At 37.8% G+C, this 23,753-nt stretch carries 13 protein-coding genes; 4 read left to right on the forward strand and 9 right to left on the reverse strand.

Annotated features, from left to right (window positions below):
- Positions 1-17: 17 nt before the first annotated feature.
- The 6 genes from J2S08_RS14825 to J2S08_RS14850 form a co-directional block, all read right to left on the reverse strand.
- Positions 18-1,883 (reverse strand): FAD-dependent oxidoreductase, encoded by a 1,866-nt coding sequence (locus J2S08_RS14825; RefSeq protein ID WP_307230814.1) that lies wholly within the window; start codon positions 1,881-1,883, stop codon positions 18-20.
- A gap of 622 nt (positions 1,884-2,505) precedes the next feature.
- On the reverse strand, positions 2,506-4,461 hold the full coding sequence (locus J2S08_RS14830; RefSeq protein ID WP_307230816.1) for an LTA synthase family protein: 1,956 nt from the start codon (positions 4,459-4,461) through the stop codon (positions 2,506-2,508).
- Between the two features lie 598 nt (positions 4,462-5,059).
- Positions 5,060-6,145 carry a polysaccharide pyruvyl transferase CsaB gene (gene csaB / locus J2S08_RS14835; RefSeq protein ID WP_307230818.1) on the reverse strand — a complete coding sequence of 362 codons (1,086 nt, stop codon included), beginning with the start codon at positions 6,143-6,145 and terminating at the stop codon, positions 5,060-5,062.
- Positions 6,142-8,013, reverse strand: a complete 1,872-nt coding sequence (locus J2S08_RS14840; RefSeq protein WP_307230820.1) for a DUF5693 family protein — start codon at positions 8,011-8,013, stop codon at positions 6,142-6,144. Before J2S08_RS14840 ends, csaB begins: the two co-directional genes overlap by 4 nt.
- 358 nt (positions 8,014-8,371) lie before the next feature.
- Positions 8,372-9,943, reverse strand: a complete 1,572-nt coding sequence (locus J2S08_RS14845) for a putative polysaccharide biosynthesis protein (protein WP_307230842.1) — start codon at positions 9,941-9,943, stop codon at positions 8,372-8,374.
- Entirely contained in the window at positions 9,940-10,671 is a 732-nt protein-coding gene (locus tag J2S08_RS14850) for a WecB/TagA/CpsF family glycosyltransferase (protein WP_307230822.1), read from the reverse strand. The genes J2S08_RS14845 and J2S08_RS14850 overlap by 4 nt, the downstream gene beginning before the upstream one ends.
- A 701-nt stretch (positions 10,672-11,372) precedes the next feature.
- Between J2S08_RS14850 and J2S08_RS14855 the strand changes: the two genes are divergently transcribed.
- Positions 11,373-11,810 (forward strand): hypothetical protein, encoded by a 438-nt coding sequence (locus J2S08_RS14855; RefSeq protein WP_307230823.1) that lies wholly within the window; start codon positions 11,373-11,375, stop codon positions 11,808-11,810.
- Between the two features lie 334 nt (positions 11,811-12,144).
- On the opposite strand, the gene J2S08_RS14860 is transcribed toward J2S08_RS14855, so the two are convergent.
- Positions 12,145-14,217 (reverse strand): S-layer homology domain-containing protein, encoded by a 2,073-nt coding sequence (locus tag J2S08_RS14860; protein ID WP_307230825.1) that lies wholly within the window; start codon positions 14,215-14,217, stop codon positions 12,145-12,147.
- 379 nt (positions 14,218-14,596) lie between these two features.
- Between J2S08_RS14860 and secA2 the strand changes: the two genes are divergently transcribed.
- The 3 genes from secA2 (at position 14,597) to J2S08_RS14875 (ending at position 19,245) form a co-directional block, all read left to right on the forward strand.
- Positions 14,597-16,978, forward strand: coding sequence for an accessory Sec system translocase SecA2 (secA2, locus tag J2S08_RS14865; protein WP_307230826.1), 2,382 nt, complete (start codon positions 14,597-14,599; stop codon positions 16,976-16,978).
- Positions 16,979-16,981: 3 nt separating this feature from the next.
- On the forward strand, positions 16,982-17,863 hold the full coding sequence (locus tag J2S08_RS14870) for an accessory Sec system S-layer assembly protein (protein WP_307230828.1): 882 nt from the start codon (positions 16,982-16,984) through the stop codon (positions 17,861-17,863).
- Between the two features lie 104 nt (positions 17,864-17,967).
- Complete coding sequence (locus tag J2S08_RS14875; protein ID WP_307230830.1) at positions 17,968-19,245, forward strand: S-layer homology domain-containing protein; 1,278 nt, start codon at positions 17,968-17,970, stop codon at positions 19,243-19,245.
- A gap of 91 nt (positions 19,246-19,336) precedes the next feature.
- Here J2S08_RS14875 and J2S08_RS14880 read toward each other — a convergent pair whose 3' ends face one another.
- The gene (locus J2S08_RS14880) at positions 19,337-20,557 is read right to left on the reverse strand and encodes a copper amine oxidase N-terminal domain-containing protein (protein ID WP_307230832.1); all 1,221 of its coding nucleotides are present in this window, start codon (positions 20,555-20,557) and stop codon (positions 19,337-19,339) included.
- Between the two features lie 276 nt (positions 20,558-20,833).
- A complete protein-coding gene (locus J2S08_RS14885) occupies positions 20,834-23,476 on the reverse strand; it encodes an S-layer homology domain-containing protein (RefSeq protein ID WP_307230835.1) in 2,643 nt (880 codons plus the stop codon).
- Positions 23,477-23,753 lie beyond the last annotated feature (277 nt).

Genomic DNA, 23,753 nt, shown 5'->3' on the forward strand with positions numbered 1-23,753 from the left:
TGCGTTTCATGCTTTGTTTATTTAAACTTATCATATCCCTCATGCATTAAATGTACGAGGTAATATGCTTCATTCCCTTTTAATTCACGGTTTGAAGTGAGTTTTTCTACTATCATATCATCAAGGATATTTTTTTCCTGAAGCATGTTCCATGCTTCCTCTCCTTGAACACTGATGCCAAATAGCGCCAACATCATTTCTGCTGCTTTATCTCTTGTTAACACTGTCGTATCGCTTTCAATCATTCCATAGATACCTGCAAGCTGGTCCTTGCGGCTTTCAAAGTCATCAGGATAAGCACGCTGCTGGATGCCATTTATTAAGCCAAAAAAGGATATTTCTTTAAATGGATCATCTACAGGAAGCGTATTATCGTAGCCGCCAACGACTAAACCATAATTAACAAGTGTTCTTACTGCAGGATAGAACCATTCACCTTCGTAAGAATAAGGAATTTCAAACTCATAAATGCGTGCCCCTTGTTCCTTAAGCTGCTCTTGCAGTTCCGCAACGATTTCTTTATCTTCACTCATCTTCTTGAAACTAACATCGTGCTTAATGGATAGTGATGAAGCAACTCCTGCAGCTTGGCCGGTTGTCATCCCTGTAGGAATAATCCTCGCACTCCCTGCTGCTAAAGAACTGTATCCTGATGCTTTACTTGCTACCAATAATCCGTCCACTTCCAGCGGGATGAGAGAGCGGAATGGAATGGCGTATTGAGTTGGACGGGATAATACGTATCCATAGTCGTCTGGAGATGTTGCTTGTACATCTACTGGATAGCTTCCAAAACCAATGCTATCCCAATGATCGCGATTTTCCCAGACATCTGACATCGGCAATTGATACTCTGCTTTAATATGTCTCGTTTCTCTCACATACAATTCTGTTGGGAAATCAGCAATAGATGCTTTCTCAAAACCAGGGAAATTTTCTTTTAGAAAAGCAAGTACGTGCTCCGTTTCTTTTTTCCCTAAATCAATCGCTTTTTGTTTGGAAGCTTCATCAAGTCCATCAATACCAAATATTTGTAATGCGTTAATATAAACATCGCCATTTTTTTCTTGCATAATGTTTAAGCCACGTAAACGTGTGTTTTCAAACTTCGGTGGATATTCATCATGTAATTCAGTAAATCCCCAAGCTACATTTCCTTTTATATCAGCACCGCCGTACAGACCATCTTTTGCTGCTTTTTTAACGCTGTTCCAATCTACATTTTTTAAATGAATCATTAACGTAACAGCCATCTTCTTATCTTCAACACCAATATCACCGCCGCCAACAAAATAAGGCGCTCCACTCATTACTGCAATATCAGCATCTTGTGTAGAATCAATGAATCTTTTGGCTTTTATTTGTTTGACATTATTTTTGTCATCTTCTATTTCAAGGCCTACTAGCGTATTTCCTTCACGGATGACGGAAGAGACTTTTGTCTCTAAAGCAAGTGTAAGATTTTTCTCATCTTGCACAAGCTTTAAAAAAGCATTTTTCGCATCATCAATATCAAAACCAATCTTCTCATCTACTAAATGGTGCCACTCTTTAAAAATTCCTTCATTAGCAAACTTGCCTTTCTGATCATAGCTAATATCTAAAAAATTGAGTTCGCCAAATGTCATTAAACCGCCAAGTCCATCACGGTGCTCAATTAAGAGTGTTTTCGATCCACTTCTAGCAGCTGCAACGGCTGCAGCAACTCCTTCCGGCTCTCCTCCAATGACAATAACATCATACTCATCTTGAAATGTTGGTTTTTTATAAGGTTCGACAGAAATCGTATTATCCTCTGTCCCCCAAACCTTCTTATACGCAATAATAGCGCCTAACACAATAATGACAAACAAGAGTAAAAATAAAAATTTTTTTTGCTTCATTTTTTTCGTCCTTTTATGTATTTTAATGCTATTTGAAGTCATCTCCTAAATACCTTGCAACAAAACTGCTTGCAAGATGAAATATGCAAACAAACTTTGTTCTATCCATAACATATTTGCATCATTTATTATAACATTGTAACTTGCAGTAATCCCCCTATAAAAGTAGAACGTAATTTTTCTTCTCCCTTCTGATTTTATTCTAAGTTCAATTAGTTCAGCTCTGCAGGATAAGGAAGGCTTCTTAAAAAAACCGCATGGTGAAAAAGTGAGTGCTCTTTTCGAGGACGCAATGTTTTAGGATTGTATGGGAGGAATGACAGTAACTCCCCTGATAGAAATCTTCCATTCTTTTTTTCACTATTTTATTTATTAGTTCAATGATACTTTCATCTTCTGACTCAACATATTTCCCATCTTTTAAGCAGTTATTTAGGCAATTAGAAAATAAGACCTCTATATATAGACGTTGAATACAGACAAAAAGATTCATCGAAATATTAGATTCAGTAACTTAACCAAAAGTTGCATCCCATGACCTATGAATCTCATAGAATTAATGCATAGAAAAGGAAAGGCAACATTGGATTCAGAAGCCTTTCCTTATGGCAAAACGAAATAACTATTGTTCTTTCTTAAATTTTTTTATTAAATTTCCTGTAATCATATCGTCTGAAATCAACAGTTGCTCACGAGCGTCAAAATATCGAGACCGACAAGCATTTACTTCTATTTCTTCCATTGACTCCAAATCATAGCAAGTACCTTTTTCAAATAAGAATTCTGGGGAAGCCTTGAAATAGACTTGGCCATCTGTAAAAGAACCATAGCGAAAAGCTACAATATGAGGGTCTTCAACTAACATATTATTTCCCATCATATATAATTGGCTAGTGTCAATCCCCAATAGATGCAAAATCGTTGGAGCAATGTCTATCTGGCCAGCAGCCTGGGAATAGATGCCTTTTCCTTCATCATGAGGAAGATGCATGAAAAATGGAATTTGATTTAAGAGCATTTCTGCATGAAGTGGTGTATTTTCCAACTCTGCGACTCCCAGCATCCATTCATATTCCTCGACTCCATAGTCATGATCGCCATACGCTAAAAAAATCGTTTCATCCCAAAGGCCTTCTTTTTTTAACCGCTCCACCAGTTCGCCAACTGCTTGGTCGACATAATGGACAGCATGCAAATAATTTGCAAAAACCCCTTCATAGCCTTCTACATTTAACTTTTGATATTCTGCCTGGATATTATAAGGGTGATGACTCGTCAATGCAACGAGAAATCCGTAGAAAGGCTTTTCAAAAGTAACTAACTTATCAACCGCTTGCTGAAAGAAAGGTCTGTCTCCCAACGTCCACCCTGCAATTTCTCCTGGTTCAAAATCGGACTCCCCATAAAAGTGGTTAAAACCGATATTGTTATACATGACGTAGCGATTCCAAAAGCTTTTTTCATATGAATGAAATGCAGCCGTTTCATAGCCGTTTTCACTTAATATACGTGGTAGTGCATCATATTCTTTATCAGCAAAGCGTACATAGACGGAACCTGAAGAAAGCGGGTAAAGCGATTCATTGGCTAAAAATTCGGCATCTGATGTCCTTCCTTGTGCAGTTTGGTGATAAAAATTTTCATAATACATGGTCTCTTCTAGTAAACGATTTAAATTCGGTGTTATTTCTTGGCCATTTACTTTTTTGTTTATGAAAAAATTATTAAACGCTTCTAATTGAACGATTAGTACATTTTTCCCTGCAGCAGTACCAGCAAATGGTGTTGGCTCCATCAATTTTTGTTGGTGTTCCTTAAACCATTTTTTTGCTGCCTCTTCTTGATCTTCTGCAATCACTTTTTTATTTATAAAATGATCATCAACATAATTGTACACGTCAAGCGCATGAAACCCGATGAGTCCAGTACGGTAATAAACAGCCATATTATACCAATTTTGAGTAAACAGCTGATTGCCATACTTATCAATATATGATTGAATCGGACCACTAATAAACAAAATCCCGATAACTAAGGCAGCACCAGCCGTAATAGACCTTGTCATGAAGGATAAATTGTTCACTGTTTTTTTCTTGATAAACAGATAAACCACAATTGGAATAAACAAGAGCAAATCAATAAAAAACAAGATGTCGCTTGTTTTTATTAAATCTATTATACTGTCTTTAATATCACCCGTTTGATTTGCCTGTGCCAACACGCTGACGGATAATAAATCTTGAAAATAACGATAATAGACTAAGTCGGCAAACATTAAAAAGGATATGATTACATCCAAGATCAAAAGCGTTACATAATGTTTTCTGCCTTTAAGTAAAATGGTCCAAAATGATAACACAAGTATGGAGCCGATACTAATTAAGAATAGCCCTTCATAGAAAACCTCAAAATTCCCTTTAAACAATGCCTTAAATGCTTCTTTAAAATATGCTGCATCTTTTAGCACAAAAAGAGTATCCGTATATTTGGCAAATAAATGCAGCTTCACAGTAATCACAATCAGAAAAACAACAAAAGCAATGTTGCTTTTCAAAAAATGAGTTGCTTTTTTAAGCAAAAAATAACCTCCATTCCCCAAACTAGACTAATTCCACAATAAAGATGCTTTACTTTAGAATATAATCAGATATGTTGAAAAAAGAAGCTCTCCATTTTTCTGCTTTTTTAACGAAATGAGAAAAAACTCCATTTCACCCTCTAATTATGATATAAATGCATCGATTTCCTTCGTCAGTTGGTTGTTTCCCAAAACTTTTCTTTTATGAACGATTTCCAGAATTAATCAATCCATAGTTTCAAATGTAAAAATTTCGTAAAATTTTTGTAAAACATGTTCACATTAAACGATACAGCTTTTAGTAAAAAGTATCAATAAAAAAACAAAAAATTAAGGTTTGGCAATTAATCAATAGGACAATCATTTTTCTTTGTGCAGTAACGTTTTTTCGAAGCGGCGACCTGATTTACTGTCCACTCCATTTTCTTTTAGACACTGATTGTTCCATCATCATATTTAAATTTTCATACAAAAAAATACTGTGAAAATTGTTTAGAAAAACACTTTATTTTTACTTGATACTTTTTCCTTTCTTGCCATAAAAAAAGTAAGCTATTCATACTTGATGATAGCTTACTAGAAAAAGGGCTCTTATTTTTTAGTTTTTAGATCCTCTAAATGTATTGATTGCTTGCAAGGCGGTCTTATTGGCAGCTGCTTGCAAAGGAGCAACAATATCTCGCAGCCGCTGCTGTTCTGCCTCTTCATTAGCAAGCAGTCGAGTTATTTCTTTAAGAACATCTGCACTTCCCCACGTATCCTCTTTTACATGGCCAATTAAACATTGGCTGCATTGCTCGGCAAAGGCATCGATTTTTGGATCGTAAGAAAGCGCAATAAACGGGGTATACGTAATCGCTGCAAAAATGAGTGCATGCAGCCTCATCGCAAACAGCACATCACTTTTTCCGATAATCGCGATTTTTTCTTCAATGGAAGCATCATATGGCGCTATTTTGCTTTTTTCTTTCATCATTTTTGCCAACTCTTTTGAAGTGCGATCATCATGCTCTCCATGCATTGGCACAAAAACGATTTCCATTCCTTGCTGCACGCATTGATCCAATCCATCTGCAATTTTATTTTTATAATCAACATTCGTCGGCCAATCACGGACAGATACAGCTATAACAGGATGCGAAAGAGAGGCGGCTTCAAACCAGCTGCTGTGAAACTCTTCAGCATGAAGGCCGATGACAGGGTCAGGTACGACCTCGATTTGTTTCCGAACACCAATCGATTCAAGTAATTGTTTCGAAGCACGATCTCGCACCGTAATCTGTCCCGCTTTTTGCAGCGTCTGTTTCGTGATCCATTTATTGAAGCCCCGATGAATTGGCCCCATGCCCTGTGCATAAACGAAAACAGGTTTCCCAAGCCACTGCGCCAACTTTATGATCCCAGTATAATAAGGGATGCTCTTGAAGCCTGTTTCATCTTGAAGCAAGCTCCCGCCTCCACTAATGAAACCATCTGCATGTTTAATAGCTTTCATAACCTCTTTTAATTTCCAACGATTCACAGCTTTTACATCATAGGTAGTTTCAGTCACAGACGGATTGTTCGATAAAACAGTAATATCCACATCCGCTTGCTGTTGTCGGAGTGCATGGATGATTGCATATAATATTGCTTCATCCCCAATATTATCGAAACCATAGTATCCTGATATGACTACCTTCATTGCTGCAACCTCAATTTTAGAAGATGATAGCCTTTGACGCCAAGCTTATAGAGCCAAATAAAAATCAAACCAATAACAAGACCTCCTGCTAAACTATAAACGCTGCGGAGCAATGATACATATAATGGAATATGCAAATGGGTAAAAGTATTAACAAGTGATAGGTGGCCAATGACAGACGGAATTAATAAATATAAACCAGCCTGTTTATGTTGCTTCATCACATACAGGGCTAACACGAAAAACGGAAACCCGATTAACACTTCTTTGAATCTTGGTCTTACATATAAAATATTTTCCATCATTCCTCTTAATGAAAGTTCCAACGAACTAGCTGTCCCTTCATTTCCTGTACGGCTAATATAATAATAAACAACAGCGCCAAGAATTCCAATAATGATTAAATGCCAATAACGTATACTTGCATTTAATGAAAGCCTTATACTTCCCCATACCGCATACACGACCATAAACAAGATTGGAATTATATAAACTAATTTTACGCCTTTAAAAGCATCGATCTTAATGAGAAATTGATTCCCATTTAACAATGCAACAATAATCCAAATGCCGATTAAACTAATCAGCGCAGCCCGCGCATAAATCAGCACGATGTGCCGCTTTTCCAACTGGCCTTTTTTTGGAATAATCGCATAGACTGGTGCGATAACCGCAATCGCCAGTGCCACCAGTTTAATGAACATCGCCCTTCCTGTAACGAGATGTGCCACCGATAACAGCGCCATACCTGCAATCGCAACATACGCAAGTCGGTTCCGAAGCACTTGATGTGCCGCTAATCCAGCGAAAGCAATTGCAGCAAGGAGTGCGGCAGCTTTTTCCCAAAGCGGGATTTTAAAATCGTCAAAAGTTTCCGCTTTCCCTAACTTAAACAGTTTAGGCATTTCAGAACGAACCGTTGTTAAATAGTCTACTGTTTCCTCTAACACCTTATCTGGATGCCCTGAGTTTAAGTGGATAAAGAGTGCTCGCAAATTCCTTTCTTTTACTGCACGAATAGCTATATCCACTAGCTCAGCAAAGGTTTTTTTATCGCTGCCTAAGTCGAGGCTATGTAATCTAATGACATCATAGTCCATGATCGTTGCAACAGTTGAAAAACTTTTCTGTTCAAAACCTTCAATGGAGTAAATGGTAAATCCTGCTTTTTTAAATTGATTCGCCCATTTTTGTATTGCACTTTTATCTGGATGACTTAATACTTCTTTTCCTGAAAATAGCATGCTATTTACTTGGTCATCTTTCAACGCTAACAATTGATCAATAACAAAACGGCCATCCTTATCAGCGGTCAAACTTGGCAAACGAGGCACTAATTGAAAACCATGTCCCTTAATCAAGGCAATAGCATCCTCATTAAAGCCAATCGGCTTTTCTTTCAGCTTTTTTTCTTCGCCAGGAACAAAATATAACTGATTCTTTCCAATTGTAATTGTTTCGATCTCATCAAAAACATACTCAATTTTATCGATAAACTCTGAACCTTCATCTACATAAATAAACAATCCTTTTTTCTCTGGGATATCGAAAGAATCAATGTTTTTCCCGCTCAATACTATTGATTCTAACAGTTTCTCACGATTGATATAGGAAATAATTCCTCGCTTCTGTAAACTATCTAATGTCTCTACTTCAATACTTATAGAGGTCAAGCCAGATTCTTTTAATAGGAGAAACACATCATCCACAGTGAACTCAGAATCCGTATCTATCATTTCCATAATCTCGTCGTAAGGAATGATCATTTCATATGTATTATTCTTCCATTCTACTTTTGCCCGCTTGTAGATAGAAGGAATGGTTAATATAATGGAAAGCACTAAAATGATCGAAAGCCATTTTTTCATCAATCAACACCCTTTCCCTTTTCATTAAAATTCTTTTTTAAGTTGAACCTTTCATTCATCTGATTGATAGATTAATTAGACATTTAACCTTCATAGTTCCTGAATATTCATTAGGTAACTATGATGCCGTACGATCTTTTTTGCTGATCGCAGACTTGAAACAAAAAATCATAAAAATGACATCAGCATTAATCTATACTGATGCCAATTCTTATGTAAATGAAATTTTATCCCACATTTAGTACAATATAATCCTGCTAAACAGGCGATTTCCAAGCGGTCTTTATTCACTCTCGAAAATTTTACCACTTTTTTATCATTTGCGTCAACCTACTCCTATTTTTTACAACAAGCAATTTTATGCACGTCTTCTCATTTTTTGGAATAGTTTCCCAATGACAGGGAACGATTGTAATGTTTCTCTGTCAATTCCTTTTAATAGAATCACTAATATTCCATAAATGATTCCACCTACAATAATAGCAACTGTCGAATATCCTAATGCTTGCCAACGCCCCCAAGACGAAATATTAAAGTATAGGGTAGGCAAGCCAACAATAGCTCCCATAATAGTGGAAGAGAGAACAATCATCATCGTCTGTCGCTGCCAAATTGGGAAGCGAATCTCTCTCCAGATAAAATAAGTATTTACAACACATAACAGCACGTAAACAACTAATGTCGAAATGGCTGCTCCTTCTAATCCAAATAGCTGAATAAATAGTAGATTCGTTCCAATCTTCACAAGTACACCGCCGATAATAATGAAAGCAGCAAGATTGGCGCGATTCATCCCCTGCAAAATCCCCGTACCTAAAATCGTGAACGAAGTAAACAAAGAACTGAACCCAATAATGGCAAGCACCGTGCTTCCTTCTAAATCCCGGAACAAAGCAAGGTTAAGTGGCAGCGTTAATGCCAACAAACCAAATGCAGCCGGCCAAGAAATAAAATGCGAAATGTGATGCGCTTTTACGATGACTGCTTTTGTTTCCTTCCATTTATTTTTCAGCAAATTTCCTGTAATCAGGGGAATAATCGGCAATACAATGGAAGAAGAAACAACCGTTGCGATTTGGACTAGCGCTGTCCCTCTCGCATAAATACCAGATAAATAAAGGATTTCCTCAGACTGATAACCGAATGCTTTTAAGCTATAAGGAAGGGTGATGGAATCAACAAACTTTAATAACGCCATCGTAATCGCGCCCACGCAAATAGGCAATGATATTTTTAATATCGTTTTACTAACCTTTTTAAATGTTTGGAACGTATACTTTGCCGTTTTTTTCGGCTTCAGCGAAGATTTCTGGAAGATCACTCGTAAAAAAAACAAGGAACATAAAGCACCGATAGAGGAGCCAACCATAATGCCGCCGGCAATCATTTCATTTGAACGTGCTTGCTGGACAAGTACGTAAGCGATCACGAGAATGAAAGCAACACGAACAAATTGCTCCAACACTTGGGAAATAGCAGTAGGCTTCATATCTTCATAGCCTTGGAAATAACCGCGATACACTGCCATATATGGTGCGATTAAAAGCGTAATTGAAACAATAATTAACGCTAAACGTGTTGATTCGCCCCCTAACAATACAGCAATCTGTGGTGAAAACACATATATCAATAAGAAGCTTATAATCCCAAACAAAATGCCAAGAATCCCAGCTGTTAAAAAGATATCACGAATCTCTCTTTCTTCCTGCTTGGCACGAGCTTCCGATATTAGCTTCGATATCGCAACAGGGATTCCAGCAACTGATAGTGTCAAAGCAACCATATACACTGGATAAACAAGATTAAAAATCCCATAAACTTCATCCCCTGCGATATTTTGCAATGGTATTTGAAAAATACTGCCCAATATTTTCGAAACAAGTGTGGCGATAGTTAGAATAAACGTACTTTTAATAAATGTTCTACTCATTTTTTCCCCTTCAGTTTCTGTCCATAAACTTTGAACACGAAGTGCGGCAATGCCAGCATTCTTTTCAATCGGGTTGGCTGCTTCATTAACCGATAAAACCATTCTAAATTCGCCTTCTGCCAAAATTCAGGCGCTCTCTCTACTTTTCCAGCTAGCACATCGAAACATCCGCCAACACCAATAAAAATTCCTTTTTCAAATAAAGCGAAGTGCTGAGCAATCCATTGCTCCTGTCGAGGCAGCCCTAGAGCGACAAAAACAAGATCAGGCTCTAGCCTTTTTATATCACTTGCAATATCATTTTGTTCCCAATCAAAAAAACCATGATGGCCGCCAACGATTTCGACGCCAGGAAATTCCTCTACAATTTTTGTCATTGCCCCTTGCAAAACAGCTTCCTCCGCTCCTAACAAATATACACGGTGATGGTGCTGATCAGCAGCTTTTAACAGTTCCTGCATCATATCGAAGCCTGTCACTCGCTCTGGCAGTGGATCATTTAGAAGCTTTGCCGCTTTCACAACACCAATCCCATCTGCTGTTACAAAATTGGCTTTCCGAATTATATTCATATAATCTTCATCTTCATTTGCTTTCATTACAATCTCGGGATTAGCTGTAACAATAAAAGTCTTTTCTTTTTGTACAATCCTTTCTTGCAGTAAGTATATAAAATCTTTCATTGTTGTATGTATAAATGGAACCCCAAGAATTGAGACTCGTTTCATATCAATCATCTCCTGCTGCTGTACATCTATCCTTTACTTCAATAAATATAACATAAAATAGAAAGAAACAAATAGAGGAATCGACATGGATGTTTCCTTTTCGCTGTTCAATTTTCCATCCATTTCAAATATATGATACTTCTATCAAGTATCCTTCTATTTACTCTCGTCGAAGAAATCCTATCGATTATTTCAGAAAAAGCCGGCTCAAAAGGACTTGCACCTATCCAGAAAGACGAACACAGGAATAAAGTGAAACTTCCATGAGTGGGGGTTCTTTCATCCCCCCAGGGATAAGAAGTAGAACAAAGGCTAAGATCGCAGGCGTCCTCGAAAAGGAAACCCCTTTTCTTCGTGCGATGTTGATTCAAGAAGCTTTCCTTATCCTGTCGGCCCGAACCAATCGGACATTTGACTTTCAGTTATCCCCCACCTAGATTTCTTTGATTCTGAACTGCACCCCAATTGTTAGACACAGATCTAACAATTGGGGTAGGGGTCTTACTGCCAGTAGATTTGGGATAAAAGTTTAACGACAATTTTGTCGATAATTGTCATTTTATTCGTTTTTTAGTCAAAAATGTGAGAAAGAGCTTTTAAAATGCCATTTTTCAATAAGACACTACTACTAAATCTACATTTTCCTTCGTTGTCGATGCAACCTCAATATACTATCATTTTATTCAAAGGAGTGATAAAAAGTGGCTGAGGTAACAAATGAAATGTTGCTGCAAGTAATTAAAGAATTAAATACAAATCAACAAGACATGATGAAAGCTTTACAAAAACGAGGAAAAATTCTACAAGAACATGAGAAAATTCTTCTGAAACAATCGAAAAAGATGGATTCGTTCATAGACGCTCAACAAGAACATTCGAAAAAGATAGATTCGTTAACGGAAGTTCAGAAGGAGCATTTGAAAAAAATACAGGAACATTCAAATAAAATGGATTCGTTCACAGAAGTTCAACAGAATCATTCAAATAAGGTGAACCAGTTTGCCGTGGGTATAAATAAACGTCTTGATTACATTGATGAACAGTTAAATGACTTAACAACTGGTCAATCTCTTCTTGTTTCTGATCTATGGAAAAATAAAAAGGACATCCAGCTCCTTAGAAATACACTTGGACTTTAGACAGCCTATCCTTATACTCTCTTTATTTTGTGTCTAATTATTCTTTCTATTAGGATTACAGTGGCAATTATGTAAAAAGATGCACGAAGCAGGTTAAAGAATTTTAGATGTACAATGAGACTTCACCATTTGAATTATTTCTTCTCCAATATAAAATCCTAAGCTAAAAGTACGATGTTCAACCCGCAATCCTTGATAATCTTCACTTTTTTAAAAAAATTTTTTCATTGATGCTGGTTCAGGAAATTTTCTCCTCATCAGGCATATCATGACTCCTCACTTCTAGAACTGGTTAAAAAAACAGGTGAAGCGTTTCTCCACCTGTTTTTAATGCTTAGTTTGCCAATGGTATTTTTTTCACATATTGACCAAGTGAGCCATTACTATAAACAAAACCATGCTCATTAGGATTCGAATCCAGGCTAATTTTATACCAAGTGGCTCCTTCTGCCTGAACTTCTTCATGTATAATCATTGGTATTCCTACTATCTTATATGTGTAAAGCTCGGCATTGCCAGTACCTGCTCCTGAGCGCACTTTCAAATTTTCAGTATTAACGACAGCAAGTGTAAGCTGGTTGCGATCTTTGCCGCCTAAATATTGATCAGCGCGGTACATATAGCCGGCAATTTTTTCTCCCCAGTAAGGATCAGACGCATATCTAACATTCATGCCAACTGCTTTATTACCAATTGCTGCTCCTTGATAATAGTTTAAGTTGGTCCTGCCCCAAACTGTATTGCTATATTTGCTAGTCGGATTGTGATACGCTTTCGACACATATTCTGCTACTTCTTTAATAGAATCTTCGAAGCTTGCATATGTATATGCTTTTTCATAAGCGTTGCCATCGCTTGCACCCATACCGAATAGATTTTTCTTATCTTGGGCAATTTTGCTCGTTCCCCAGGCGCTTTCATGTATAGCGTGCGCCATAAAATATAAGGCATTGACATGATACTTTTCTTCCATTTCTTTAAAAATGGCTCCAGTTCCAAGCAGTGGACTAGTCGGATATTGCTTTTTATACGTATCAGGATACTGATGCAGTAAATAGTTGTCCAGCTCTTCAGCTGTATAATTCGATTTTGAATGAAGCGGCAAGAAAGTAAAGTATTGATAGGCTTCTCCAACCTCTTGTCCACTTTCATTTGTAAAAGAAATGCCATCCCAGCTGTAATATTTTTGGCCTTCTGCCATAAAGGCCGGCGCTTTTCCGATGACACCTGTTGCAACAGTGGTATTTGCAATCGGGTTGTATATGTAGTGAATCAGGTCGCCTCTGGAAGCTATATAATAGGAACGTCCTTTGCTTAATGCAGGAGGAATTAGTTTCACATTGCTTTGTGCAACATAGCTAACGGCGCCAGCCAACTCAACTTTTACCGCTTTTTCTGTAGCATCTAAAAATTTCATTTCTGTTCCTGCATTTACATATGTACGACCTTCCCCTTTTAATGCAGGCGAGTCATAGAGTATTGTAAATTTATTCGTTGCAGCAACACCCGTTTTCATCCAGACTATGTCTTTGCCTTTCATAATGACATGATTATCTGTTGCATTGTTTCTTGCCTCTTCAAAGGTTTTAAACATTTTATTATTCTGAAGATCGCCATTTTCACTAATGACTGCCAACTGATAATCAGAAGCTAGCGCTTCTTCCTTTGGCAATTCTGGTTTGGATGGTTCTTGTTTGTCGGGTTCATCTTTTGATGCATCCGGTTTAGAAGGTTCTGGTGTTGCCGGTTCCTCTTTTGATGGTGTCTCTATCGACGGATGTTCTTCCTTAGGCGGTGTTTCAATTATTTGCAGCATTCGATTAAGAACCGCTGCTGTTTCACCTCTTGTTGCCTTCACTTCAGGACCAAATGTGCCATCATTGATGATCACCTTTAAAGAAAGCAAACGTTGAATTGAATCATGAAAGACCGGATTGATCTGCCGGCTATCGTTGAAGGTTAGCGGTGCTTTTTCTGCCGAAATTCCTTTATATTGCAGAGCTCTATCTACGAGACTTGCCATCTCTTGTCTCGTAATCTTGTTATTTGGCTTAAATGTTCCATTAGGATAACCGCTGACAATCCCAGTTTTTACGGCAGCGTGGATAGAACCTGTATACCATTTTCCTAGAATTACATCTGAAAAAATCATCTTCGATGGTTCAGCGGAATCGTCTGTTAAACCTAAAATTCTGTCAATAAAAGCTGCAAATTCTGCACGTGTCACATTTCCATCAGGAGCATACACACCATTCCCATTTCCCGCAATAATTCCTTTGCTTATTAATGTTCGCATGTCTTGTTCATAATAATGGCCGGTAATATCGTCTTTCTGTGCAGCAGCCGCTGGGAAAGAAACAGAAATGGCCATCAAAAAGGCGACAAAAAACAACTTCCACTTTTTCATGTTGAGCAGTCCTCCTATCTGTGAATCTATCTCTTACTCTATCAAATTTCACCATTATTCACCAGTTGATTTTTTTCAATTACGACTTAGAATAAGAGCAGAAGCAACAACCTAAATCGCTTATCATTCCAGCACTCACATACCTTTCTTTTTTATCTCATTTCTTCTTTATAGCAAAAAAGCTTTACCTATCTTTTCCTCCTCACTCACTCGCATTTCATTCCTCCTATCTTAATAAATATTCAATACAAGTTTAAAGTGGAGCTCCGATCGCTTAGTTCTGCTTTCCAAGGCTGGAACAGTGTATTATCAACAGTTAGTGCGCAATAAAATCTTCTATGTTATACTTATAAATACCAGTTTTTAAGGAGCGTAACGTATGATTACATATTTGAAAAAAGCTTTTGGCACCCAACATGATCGCACATTGAAAAAATACTTAAAGATAGTAGATAAAATAAATCAGCTAGAACCAGAGATAGAAAAACTCACTGATGAAACATTACAAGCAAAAACGGTTGCATTTAAAGAGCAATTGTCAGAAGGTGCAACAATTGATGATATAAAAGCTGAAGCATTTGCAGTTGTCCGCGAAGCTTCCAAGCGCGTCTTAGGGATGCGCCATTTTGACGTTCAGCTGCTCGGAGGCCTTGCTTTACTAGAAGGAAATATTGCTGAAATGGCTACTGGGGAAGGAAAAACGCTCGTTGCCTCGCTGCCAAGTTATTTGCGGGCACTAGAAGGAAAAGGTGTTCACGTTATTACCGTAAACGAATACTTAGCGAAGCGTGACTATGAAATTATCGGGCAAATCCATCAATTTCTCGGATTGACTGTTGGACTGAATGTCGCCCAACTTTCGGCAGGCGAGAAACAAACTGCCTACAATGCAGATATCACTTACGGGGTTGGAAATGAATTCGGCTTCGATTATTTGCGCGATCACATGGCGACAGATGCCAGCCAGCTCGTGCAGCGGCCTTATCATTTCGCTATCATTGACGAAGTCGATAGTATTTTAATTGATGAAGCAAAAACGCCGCTTATTATTGCTGGTAAAGTCGGGCTAAATTCAGAGTTGTTTCGCGTCACCTCCCAGCTCGTGAAACGATTTAAAAATGAGAAGGATTATATTTATGATCCCGAGACAAAGGCAACGAACTTTACAGAAGATGGGATTACAAAGATTGAACAATCTTTTGGCATTGAGAACCTTTATGATTTAGAGCATCAGACACTCTATCATTATATGATTCAATCGTTGCGCGCTCACGTCATTTTCCGAAAAGATGTCGATTATATTGTTAGAGAAGGCAAGATCGAATTAGTAGATATGTTCACTGGCAGGATTATGGAAGGCAGATCGTTAAGCGATGGCCTTCATCAAGCAATAGAAGCAAAAGAAGGCCTCATTATTACAGAGGAAAATAAAATGCAGGCAACTGTCACGATTCAGAATTATTTTCGGATGTACCCGATCCTTTCAGGGATGACAGGTACTGCAAAAACAGAGGAAAAAGAATTTCAAAAAATATATGGAATGGATGTTATTCCAATTCCGACTAACAAACCAAAAATCCGCGTCGATATGAAAGATCTCGTCTTTGAAACAAAGGATCAAAAATACACAGCAATGGCTGCTGAAGCAAAGCGGTGTCATGAAAAAGGGCGCCCTGTGCTTATCGGTACTACATCAATCGAACAATCGCTCTTGGTCGCTGAGTATTTGGAAAAGGCAAAGCTCCCATTTGAACTTTTAAATGCAAAAAGTGTTGAAAAGGAAGTTCAGCTTATTTCCTTAGCAGGACAAAAAGGGCAAATTACGATTGCTACCAATATGGCCGGAAGGGGAACGGATATTCTGCTAGGAGAAGGCGTTTCTGAATTAGGCGGCCTTCATGTACTTGGAACTGAAAAGCATGAAAGCAGACGAATTGACAACCAATTAAAAGGAAGGGCTGGCCGGCAAGGTGATCCGGGATCCAGTCAGTTCTTAATCTCGCTTGAAGACGATCTTTTTGCAAGATTTGCAGGTGAACAGCTGCAAAAGATGAAAAAATCATTAAAAACGGATGACAAAGGAATCATCCTTAATAAGAACATTGATGAATTTGTTGATCGCATCCAACGCATCTGTGAGGGAAGCAATTACGGAGCTCGTGAATATACGTTAAAGTTAGACGATGTCGTCAACGAACAGCGGAATATTGTGTACAAGCTTCGTGATAATGTGTTAAAAAGCGATGATATTCTTCATTATGTTAAAGATATGTACCATCATGTTGCTGACCATTATATGAAACAGCATTGTGAAGGAGAAGATCCAGAGGATTGGAATTATGAAGGATTGACGAAGAGTATTAGTGAACTCTCATTAGTAGAAATGGAGAATTTTTCAGAAGAAACGGCTGACAATCTTTCAGCATTAAAAGCGATCATTGCCTCTTATATGGATGAAACAATCACATTGATAGAACAAGCAGGAGCTGCAGATCCAGAATTATTTCTGCAAGCAAAAGGGCAGCTGCTCTCTATTATTGATTACCATTGGATGAATCATTTAGAATCAATGACCCGCCTTAAAGAAGGCATTGGCTTAAGAGGATATGGCCAAGAAGATCCGATTAGATTGTATCAACAAGAAGGATACGAAATCTTTCTTTATACATATCGACAAATTGAAATGGACTATTGCAGACAAATTGCGACACTTGCCAACGTCCAAAGAAATTCGGCACAGTCAGTAACCGAGGAGGATTAATCAATGTTTTTTCTAAAAAATAATAAGAAGCAAGGAAAAGATGCCACTGTCTCTTCCGAAGAGCTAATTGGTAAAAGCGTCAAAGAAACAGATAAAGACACAACTGTTACAACTGCTCTTTCAGTACATCCAGATTGGGATTTGCCAAAAGAAAAAGAATACGTTTTTCGGTTTTTAAATAATGAATGTCCACCATTAAAGCCAAACCAAATTTCGTTGTCAGGCATCGAGATAAACATAGGGCCGAATGGCGATTTATATGTGACTGCTTTTATTCGCAACAGTCTTAAACAAGCCATTCAACTAGAAAAAACATCACTGATCCTTGTTGATCATCAAGAACGAACAATCGGCAGAAAAGAATTTGATTTAAGTGTTGTTGGCGATATTCCCGGTGAAAGCAGCCGGCCTTGGAACTTTATCTTTCACGCAAGCGAAATTGATATCAACACTATCCCTGAAGACGGATGGAAGCTGGCCTTTGAATTAAAAAAAGAACACCAATTAGATTTAGCAAAAAGCTGGGAAAAAAGCCTCTCAGAACAAGATAAAGACAAACTACAGGAACTTCTGAAAACAATTGATCCGCCAAAGCCTGGTGAAGTAAATTTCATGGGACTACAAGCGAAACTAGTAGATAAAGGCGATTTACATGTAACCATGCTTATTCGCAACGGCTCACATAAAAACATCAAAATTGAAAAATTGCCGTTGATCATTGAAGACGCAGCAGGCGACATTGTCGCAGAAGGCGGCTTTACACTTGAGAACTTAGAAGTGAAAGCAAATACAAGCAAACCATGGAGCTTTATCTTTCCACAAAAAATTGTTCAAAAAACAAAACCAGACCTTTCAAAGTGGAGAGCATATCCACCAAAACAGTAAACTTGCAAAAACTGATCCAGCACGATGTTCGGATCAGTTTTTTTGTCTTCGCAAAGCAGGATATTTTCTCTTCTTATCGAAAGTTCCTACAGGGGGAAATAAAAATGAAAAAGTACATTTTATTATTTATTGTGTTATTTCTTATTGCTCCATCCGTCTCTTTAGCAAACAACAAACAAATTCATTATGTTTCTTTAGGGGATTCCTTAGCTGCAGGACAAACACCAAATAAACAATTTGATCTTAGCTACGGCGATTATTTAGCTAATCATCTAAAGGAAATCGATGCGCTGGGTAGCTTTGATAAACGCTTTGCTGTCTCGGGGTATACAACAAAGAATGTACTTGATGATATGATTGCAAATATTGAAAGACCCGATGTAAGCGGCAACAGTGCATCCATTCAAGACGTACTAGCAAACGCAACCTATATTACAATTAGTGCTGGAGCAAACGACCTTCTCCAAAAAGTGATTGATGACAAAACTGGCAGTATCACTATTGACCTTGGCATCATCGAAGATGCTTTAAAAGAAGTTCATTTAAATACATCTCAGATCATCGCTGAAATTAAAAAAATGCAACCGAATGCAGTCATTCACGTGATGGGATATTACAATCCTCTTCCGCATTTACCTGAACGTCAGCAATTAATAGTGAAAATGCTGCTTCATTCTTTGAATCAAACGTTGCAGCAGGCGGCAAATCATGGAGATGCAATCTATGTCTCAACAGCAGAAGCATTTAATGAAAACGCAAAAGCCTACTTGCCAAATCCCCTAGACATTCATCCAAACAGAGAAGGTTATCTCGTGATAGCAAATCGTTTCTGGCAAGCATTTAATATGAATGATCAGGTTATTTTAAATGATCAAGTGCCAGTATGGGCAGAAAAGGAAATAGCATTTCTAACTGCAAAAGGCATTATTCCAGCAGAATATGAACTTAATGATTTTGGATCCGAAGAACCTATTAAACGATTACATGCTGCTTCTATGATAAAACGCAGTCTCATTTTTGATCTAATGCCGATTAAAGACCCAGGCTATATCGATATGAAGAAAGATATGCCTGGCTATGGAGACGTTGCTAAGCTAAGTGAGCATGGGATTTTAACAGGTGAAAATGGCTATTTTTATCCAGAAAGAACATTAACGCGTGCCGAAGCAGCGAAAATAATCGTCGATGCCTTTCATTTAAAAGGTGCTTCAGATGTAATTTTTTCAGATACTGAAGAGCATTGGGCAAAAGCATTTATTAGTATTTTGGCAGCAAATGATTTGGCAGCAGGCTACCCTGATGGCAGCTTTAAGCCTGATCAAACAATAAACAAGGCCGAATTTTCATATATGTTAGCTCATGCAATGGGAGGCTTCTCATAACTACTTTTTCGTAGAAACAGTTCGTGTGCTTGCCAAACACAAAGCCTGGCGACTTCGCCAGGCTCTTTTCTATGAATATTGAATTCTATTTTTAAAACTCTAAGCTATCTATGCTTTTAGCACCTTTCACTACATCTGCAGGAACTTTAATTTCTTTTACTTGATTATGATTACTGTAAGTGCCAGTAATATTTTGGTTGATTTTAATTGTTTCGCCTTCGATTGTCATCGACATAACCGTTTTTCCACTTACACTAATTGGGTAATAAGTCTTTTTATCAAATTTAATTGAAATAGATGATTGGTCAATCTTCATGTTTAAAGCAGCGCCATCTAATTCTTCCGTAAAGTCGTCGCCTAGAATACCAAACATCTCATCCATCATTTCATGCATTTGCTCATTTGTCATTGAATACGTCATCAAATAATGATTATCTTGCTCTGTAATGTTAAGATCAGTAATATATTTCTCCATCATTTTTAACTGGCTAACTGGATCTGCTTGATTCATAGAAGCATCTACAAGCTCTTTTGCAAAGCTATCATCGAATTTAATCCAAGTTTTACTCATTGGCTCATATTGGAAGAACCCTTGTTTTGTAAAATATGTTTCTGAATCAGGAACAGTGATTGTTTCTCCATCTGCATTCATCGTCATTTTTGTTTTCATATACATGGACATCGGTTCTTGTGTAACATCCATCTTGAAATCCATGCCCATTTTTAGCGCTCCAGGCTCAGAAGAAGCTGTCATTGTTTGATCGATTTTCATATTACTAGAAAAACTTTTTAAATCAGTTGAAACAAACTTTTCTAATAGTTCTTGTGTTTTATTGTATGGTTTTTCTGGAACTGGCTGTTGGCTGCTGTTTTCAGCGTTTTTTGTGTTTAACTGAACAATCCATTCAGCTTTATCCCACTTCACGTCAAAACCTAATGTTGTTGCAACGTAACGAAGTGGAAGATAAAGGCGCTCATTTACTAATTTAACAGGATCATTCAGAGTTTCTGCTTTTCCATTTAAAGATACATCAAATGCATCAGATTTAATGGTTACTTTTAAACTATTATTTCCATTAGTGATAGTAGCTGTCTTGCTGCTGCCATCCCATTCCACCTTAGCTCCAAGTTTCTCAAAACTCTTGACTGGCAGATATACTTTCTCGTTATCTAGTAATGGTGCTACTTCGTCATTTACCTCTTTTCCATCAACAACTAGCTTTACTGCTTTAGCAGAAGCTGCTTGCTGACCGAAGGCAAGCGAAAAAACAAAAACGAATGCCAAAACAAGAGAAAAATACTTTTTCATCATATAAATTCCCTTCCTTTCCCCATTGGAAATGATTACTTCCTTATGAGAAGTATACTATATTTACGTATATCTTCCTATTTGGTTTCATTTATTTGGGTAAAAAATGAATTTATTTCAAGATATTCAAATGACAGTAGGATCGTAGATTGGCTGAATTACCTCTATAAGGGGATGGGGAAAACTGGTTGACAACACAAAAACGGGTGCTAATCCGTTAAAATGGACTGCACCCTTATTCCTTTAATTTGATCAGAGATAAACTATTTAAGTTACAACTTATCGATAAGGATAAACGATGTTAAACGTAACTTTGTCTCCATCTTTTTTATATGTTACTTGATAGCTATTTTTATTTTTGTTGACTTCATCTATAAACGATCTTGGTGATATTTCTCCACCACCAGCGAAAAATGATGCACCATCATAGCTGATTGGGTCTTTACCAGAAAACGTAATTTCTCTCTTGTTTTCATCAATATTGGATACATAGCCTGTATAAATCGTATCATCTATATCCCGCGCAGATAAAAATGTCAATTCGCTAATATGGCTGCCTAAATAGTTGGCAAGCTCATTGCTTGTTGCTGGAATCGTTGTCGCATTAGCTTCGACTCTTACTTTTGTCGTTGTACCATTGTAGCGTGGAGTTACATAAACTTGACCAGGTCCTCGATTTGTCTCAATTGTCTCCGTATAGCTTTCGTATGGACGAAGTGTTTTCTCCGAGAGATTCCCAATTCGTACCGTTAATTCTTCGCCACCGGCATTATAAACTGTGAAAGTAACTCTTAAACTAGGATGTGAACTCAGCGTGTTGCCGCTTTGGTTTAGTGCTTCAAATTTAAATATAACAGAATCGCTCGTATTGACTTTTTCGTCCTTTTTCAATTGATATTCATTGCGATACACATTTAATGATGCATTATCTAGAATTCCTTTGCCAAAGTAGACAATATCTGCCAGTTTACTTGGTTCGCCTTTATCGTACACCCCTCTTCTTGAATTCGGGGAATCAATATCAATCCAAAGGAAAGGCGTTGCATAGTCATTTTCAAGAAGGCTGCCAACAATGAAGCTGCCTTCACCATTTTTATCGAGCTGAATTGTAAGCTCTTTTTCCTTACGTATTCCATTCTCAATGAAAAAGGCATTCGTGTTTGTGGAAGGATTGTTATCCATGTTTTCATTGAAAGCAATGTTGACTCGTTCTCCTGAAGCAGCTTTACCATTTTTATCTTTGACGACTACTTTATATTTACGGCCGCCATCCATACCAATTGCCGCATATTCACTGCCGTCGCGAGTGACGCTAATCTGGTATGCTCCTTGAGCAGCACCGAATGTGACCGTTTCTGCTTTATGTTGGAGATCTCCAGCATCTAACATGTTATTAGCTGGAGCAGTATCTACAAAGACAATTGGTGTTGCTTTCGTTTCTACTCCGCTAAGCGTAAACGTGGCTTCGCCTCGCATATTTGTCATTACTTTCATTGTCTTAACAGAGCCGTTTGTCAGCTGCATCGGCGTATCCCCGTTAACTAATGCTCGTGAAGCTTTGTCAATCGTTACATCAATATTTTCTGCTAAAGTGATATGCAATGTTTCATTCGCTAATGGATTGCCAGTTCGTGGATCAAGATAAGTAACTTTATAAAATTTGCTTTCATTATTGTTTAAGCTAGTACCTTTATTATCTTCAGCAGTTATTTTAAGGATATCTTTCATACCCCAAAATACCTTGGCAAAGCCGCGTTTAGATGGATCGTCTGTTGGATAGACAGCAATGTCATCAACGCCTGGATTATATTGAGTATAATTAAGTTCTGCAATGCCATCAGCATTTGTCAGTACTTGAATTTCCTCGCTTTTATTGGCATGGTCGCCAGCATTAATTTGAAATGTTACAGGAATGCCAGCAGTCTTCATTTTGACATCGGCTTTCACTGTTACTTGTTTTCCAACAATCCCTTGTTGGGTAGTGTTTGCTACTTCTAACTTATCTGGCACAACAGCTGAATAGCCTGTAAAAGTACCAATCTCCATGCCAGCTTTCTTCACGCGATAAGTCTTATTGCCTTCCTGCTTAGAAGTCGTTAATACAACTGTTTTATCATCATCTTGCTTCATCGTTACTTGTTTGATGTCTAGACCTTCGATTGAAAAATCAGATGCTTTTATCGCACCAACTTCATCCTTGTATGTAATTTCTACAGTTGTCGTATTTAGTGCTTTAACACTTTTTACTTCCTCTTCTTTTTTCGGTGGTGTTGTTGGCGTTTCTGCTTGGTTTTTACCGTATTTCTGATCTACTTTATAAATGAGCAATACTAAATCGCCGCGATCGATATGCTCAGATGGAGCAAAAGTTGTTTCTGATTTCCCTGAAATTAAGTCTAAAGAAGAAAGTGTAGCGATTGCACTCTCGTACCATGCGTCTTTTTTTACATCTGTGAAAGGATGCACCGCATTTTTTACTGGTTCTATATCATAAGCAGCCATCACCATTTGTGCAAATTCAGCCCGAGTCAGCTTTCCATCTGGTTTAAATTTTCCATTTTCGCCAGAAATCGCACCTGCTTCAAAAGCTGCATTAACTGCTTTTGCATACCAAGCATCCTGTTTTACATCTGTAAATGGCGCCTTGCTGGCATTTAAATCTAAGCCGCGAATAGCTGCAATAATTTGAGCTGCTTCCGCTCGTTTTACTTTTCCTCTAATTTTAAATGTCCCATCATTATACCCATTCACAACCCCTGCTTTGGCAAGTTCGGTGATTGGGCCATAGTAAGCTGTACCTTCTTTAACATCACTAAATTCTGTCGCCGCCAATCCTGTTGCAGGTGCAGCAGCCGTGGCAATCAATGCCGCAGTCATTGAGGTCGCTAAAAAATGACGATAAGACTTTGATTGAAATGACATGATTATTTTTCCTCCCTCGATTTAAAAATAGGTCAATTTACGAAAAATCTTATTCTCACATTCTCGCGAGTGATCCCTGATTTTCATGTAGCAAAAAAAGACAAACGAGTCTACGTCTCCTATTATAATTTTCCATATTGACTTCACTTTCTTGGAACTATGACCAAGCTTTAACGATCTTTCCGTGAACTACTCACCACTTATCGACCTTGCGGTCTGATTGAAGTGGGAGCTTCTTGGGAACTAGATACTTTTGTTAGCTATCTATATTTACCAA

It is taken from the genome of Bacillus chungangensis (assembly GCF_030812995.1).
Taxonomy (GTDB): Bacteria; Bacillota; Bacilli; order Bacillales; family Bacillaceae_C; genus Bacillus_CF; species Bacillus_CF chungangensis.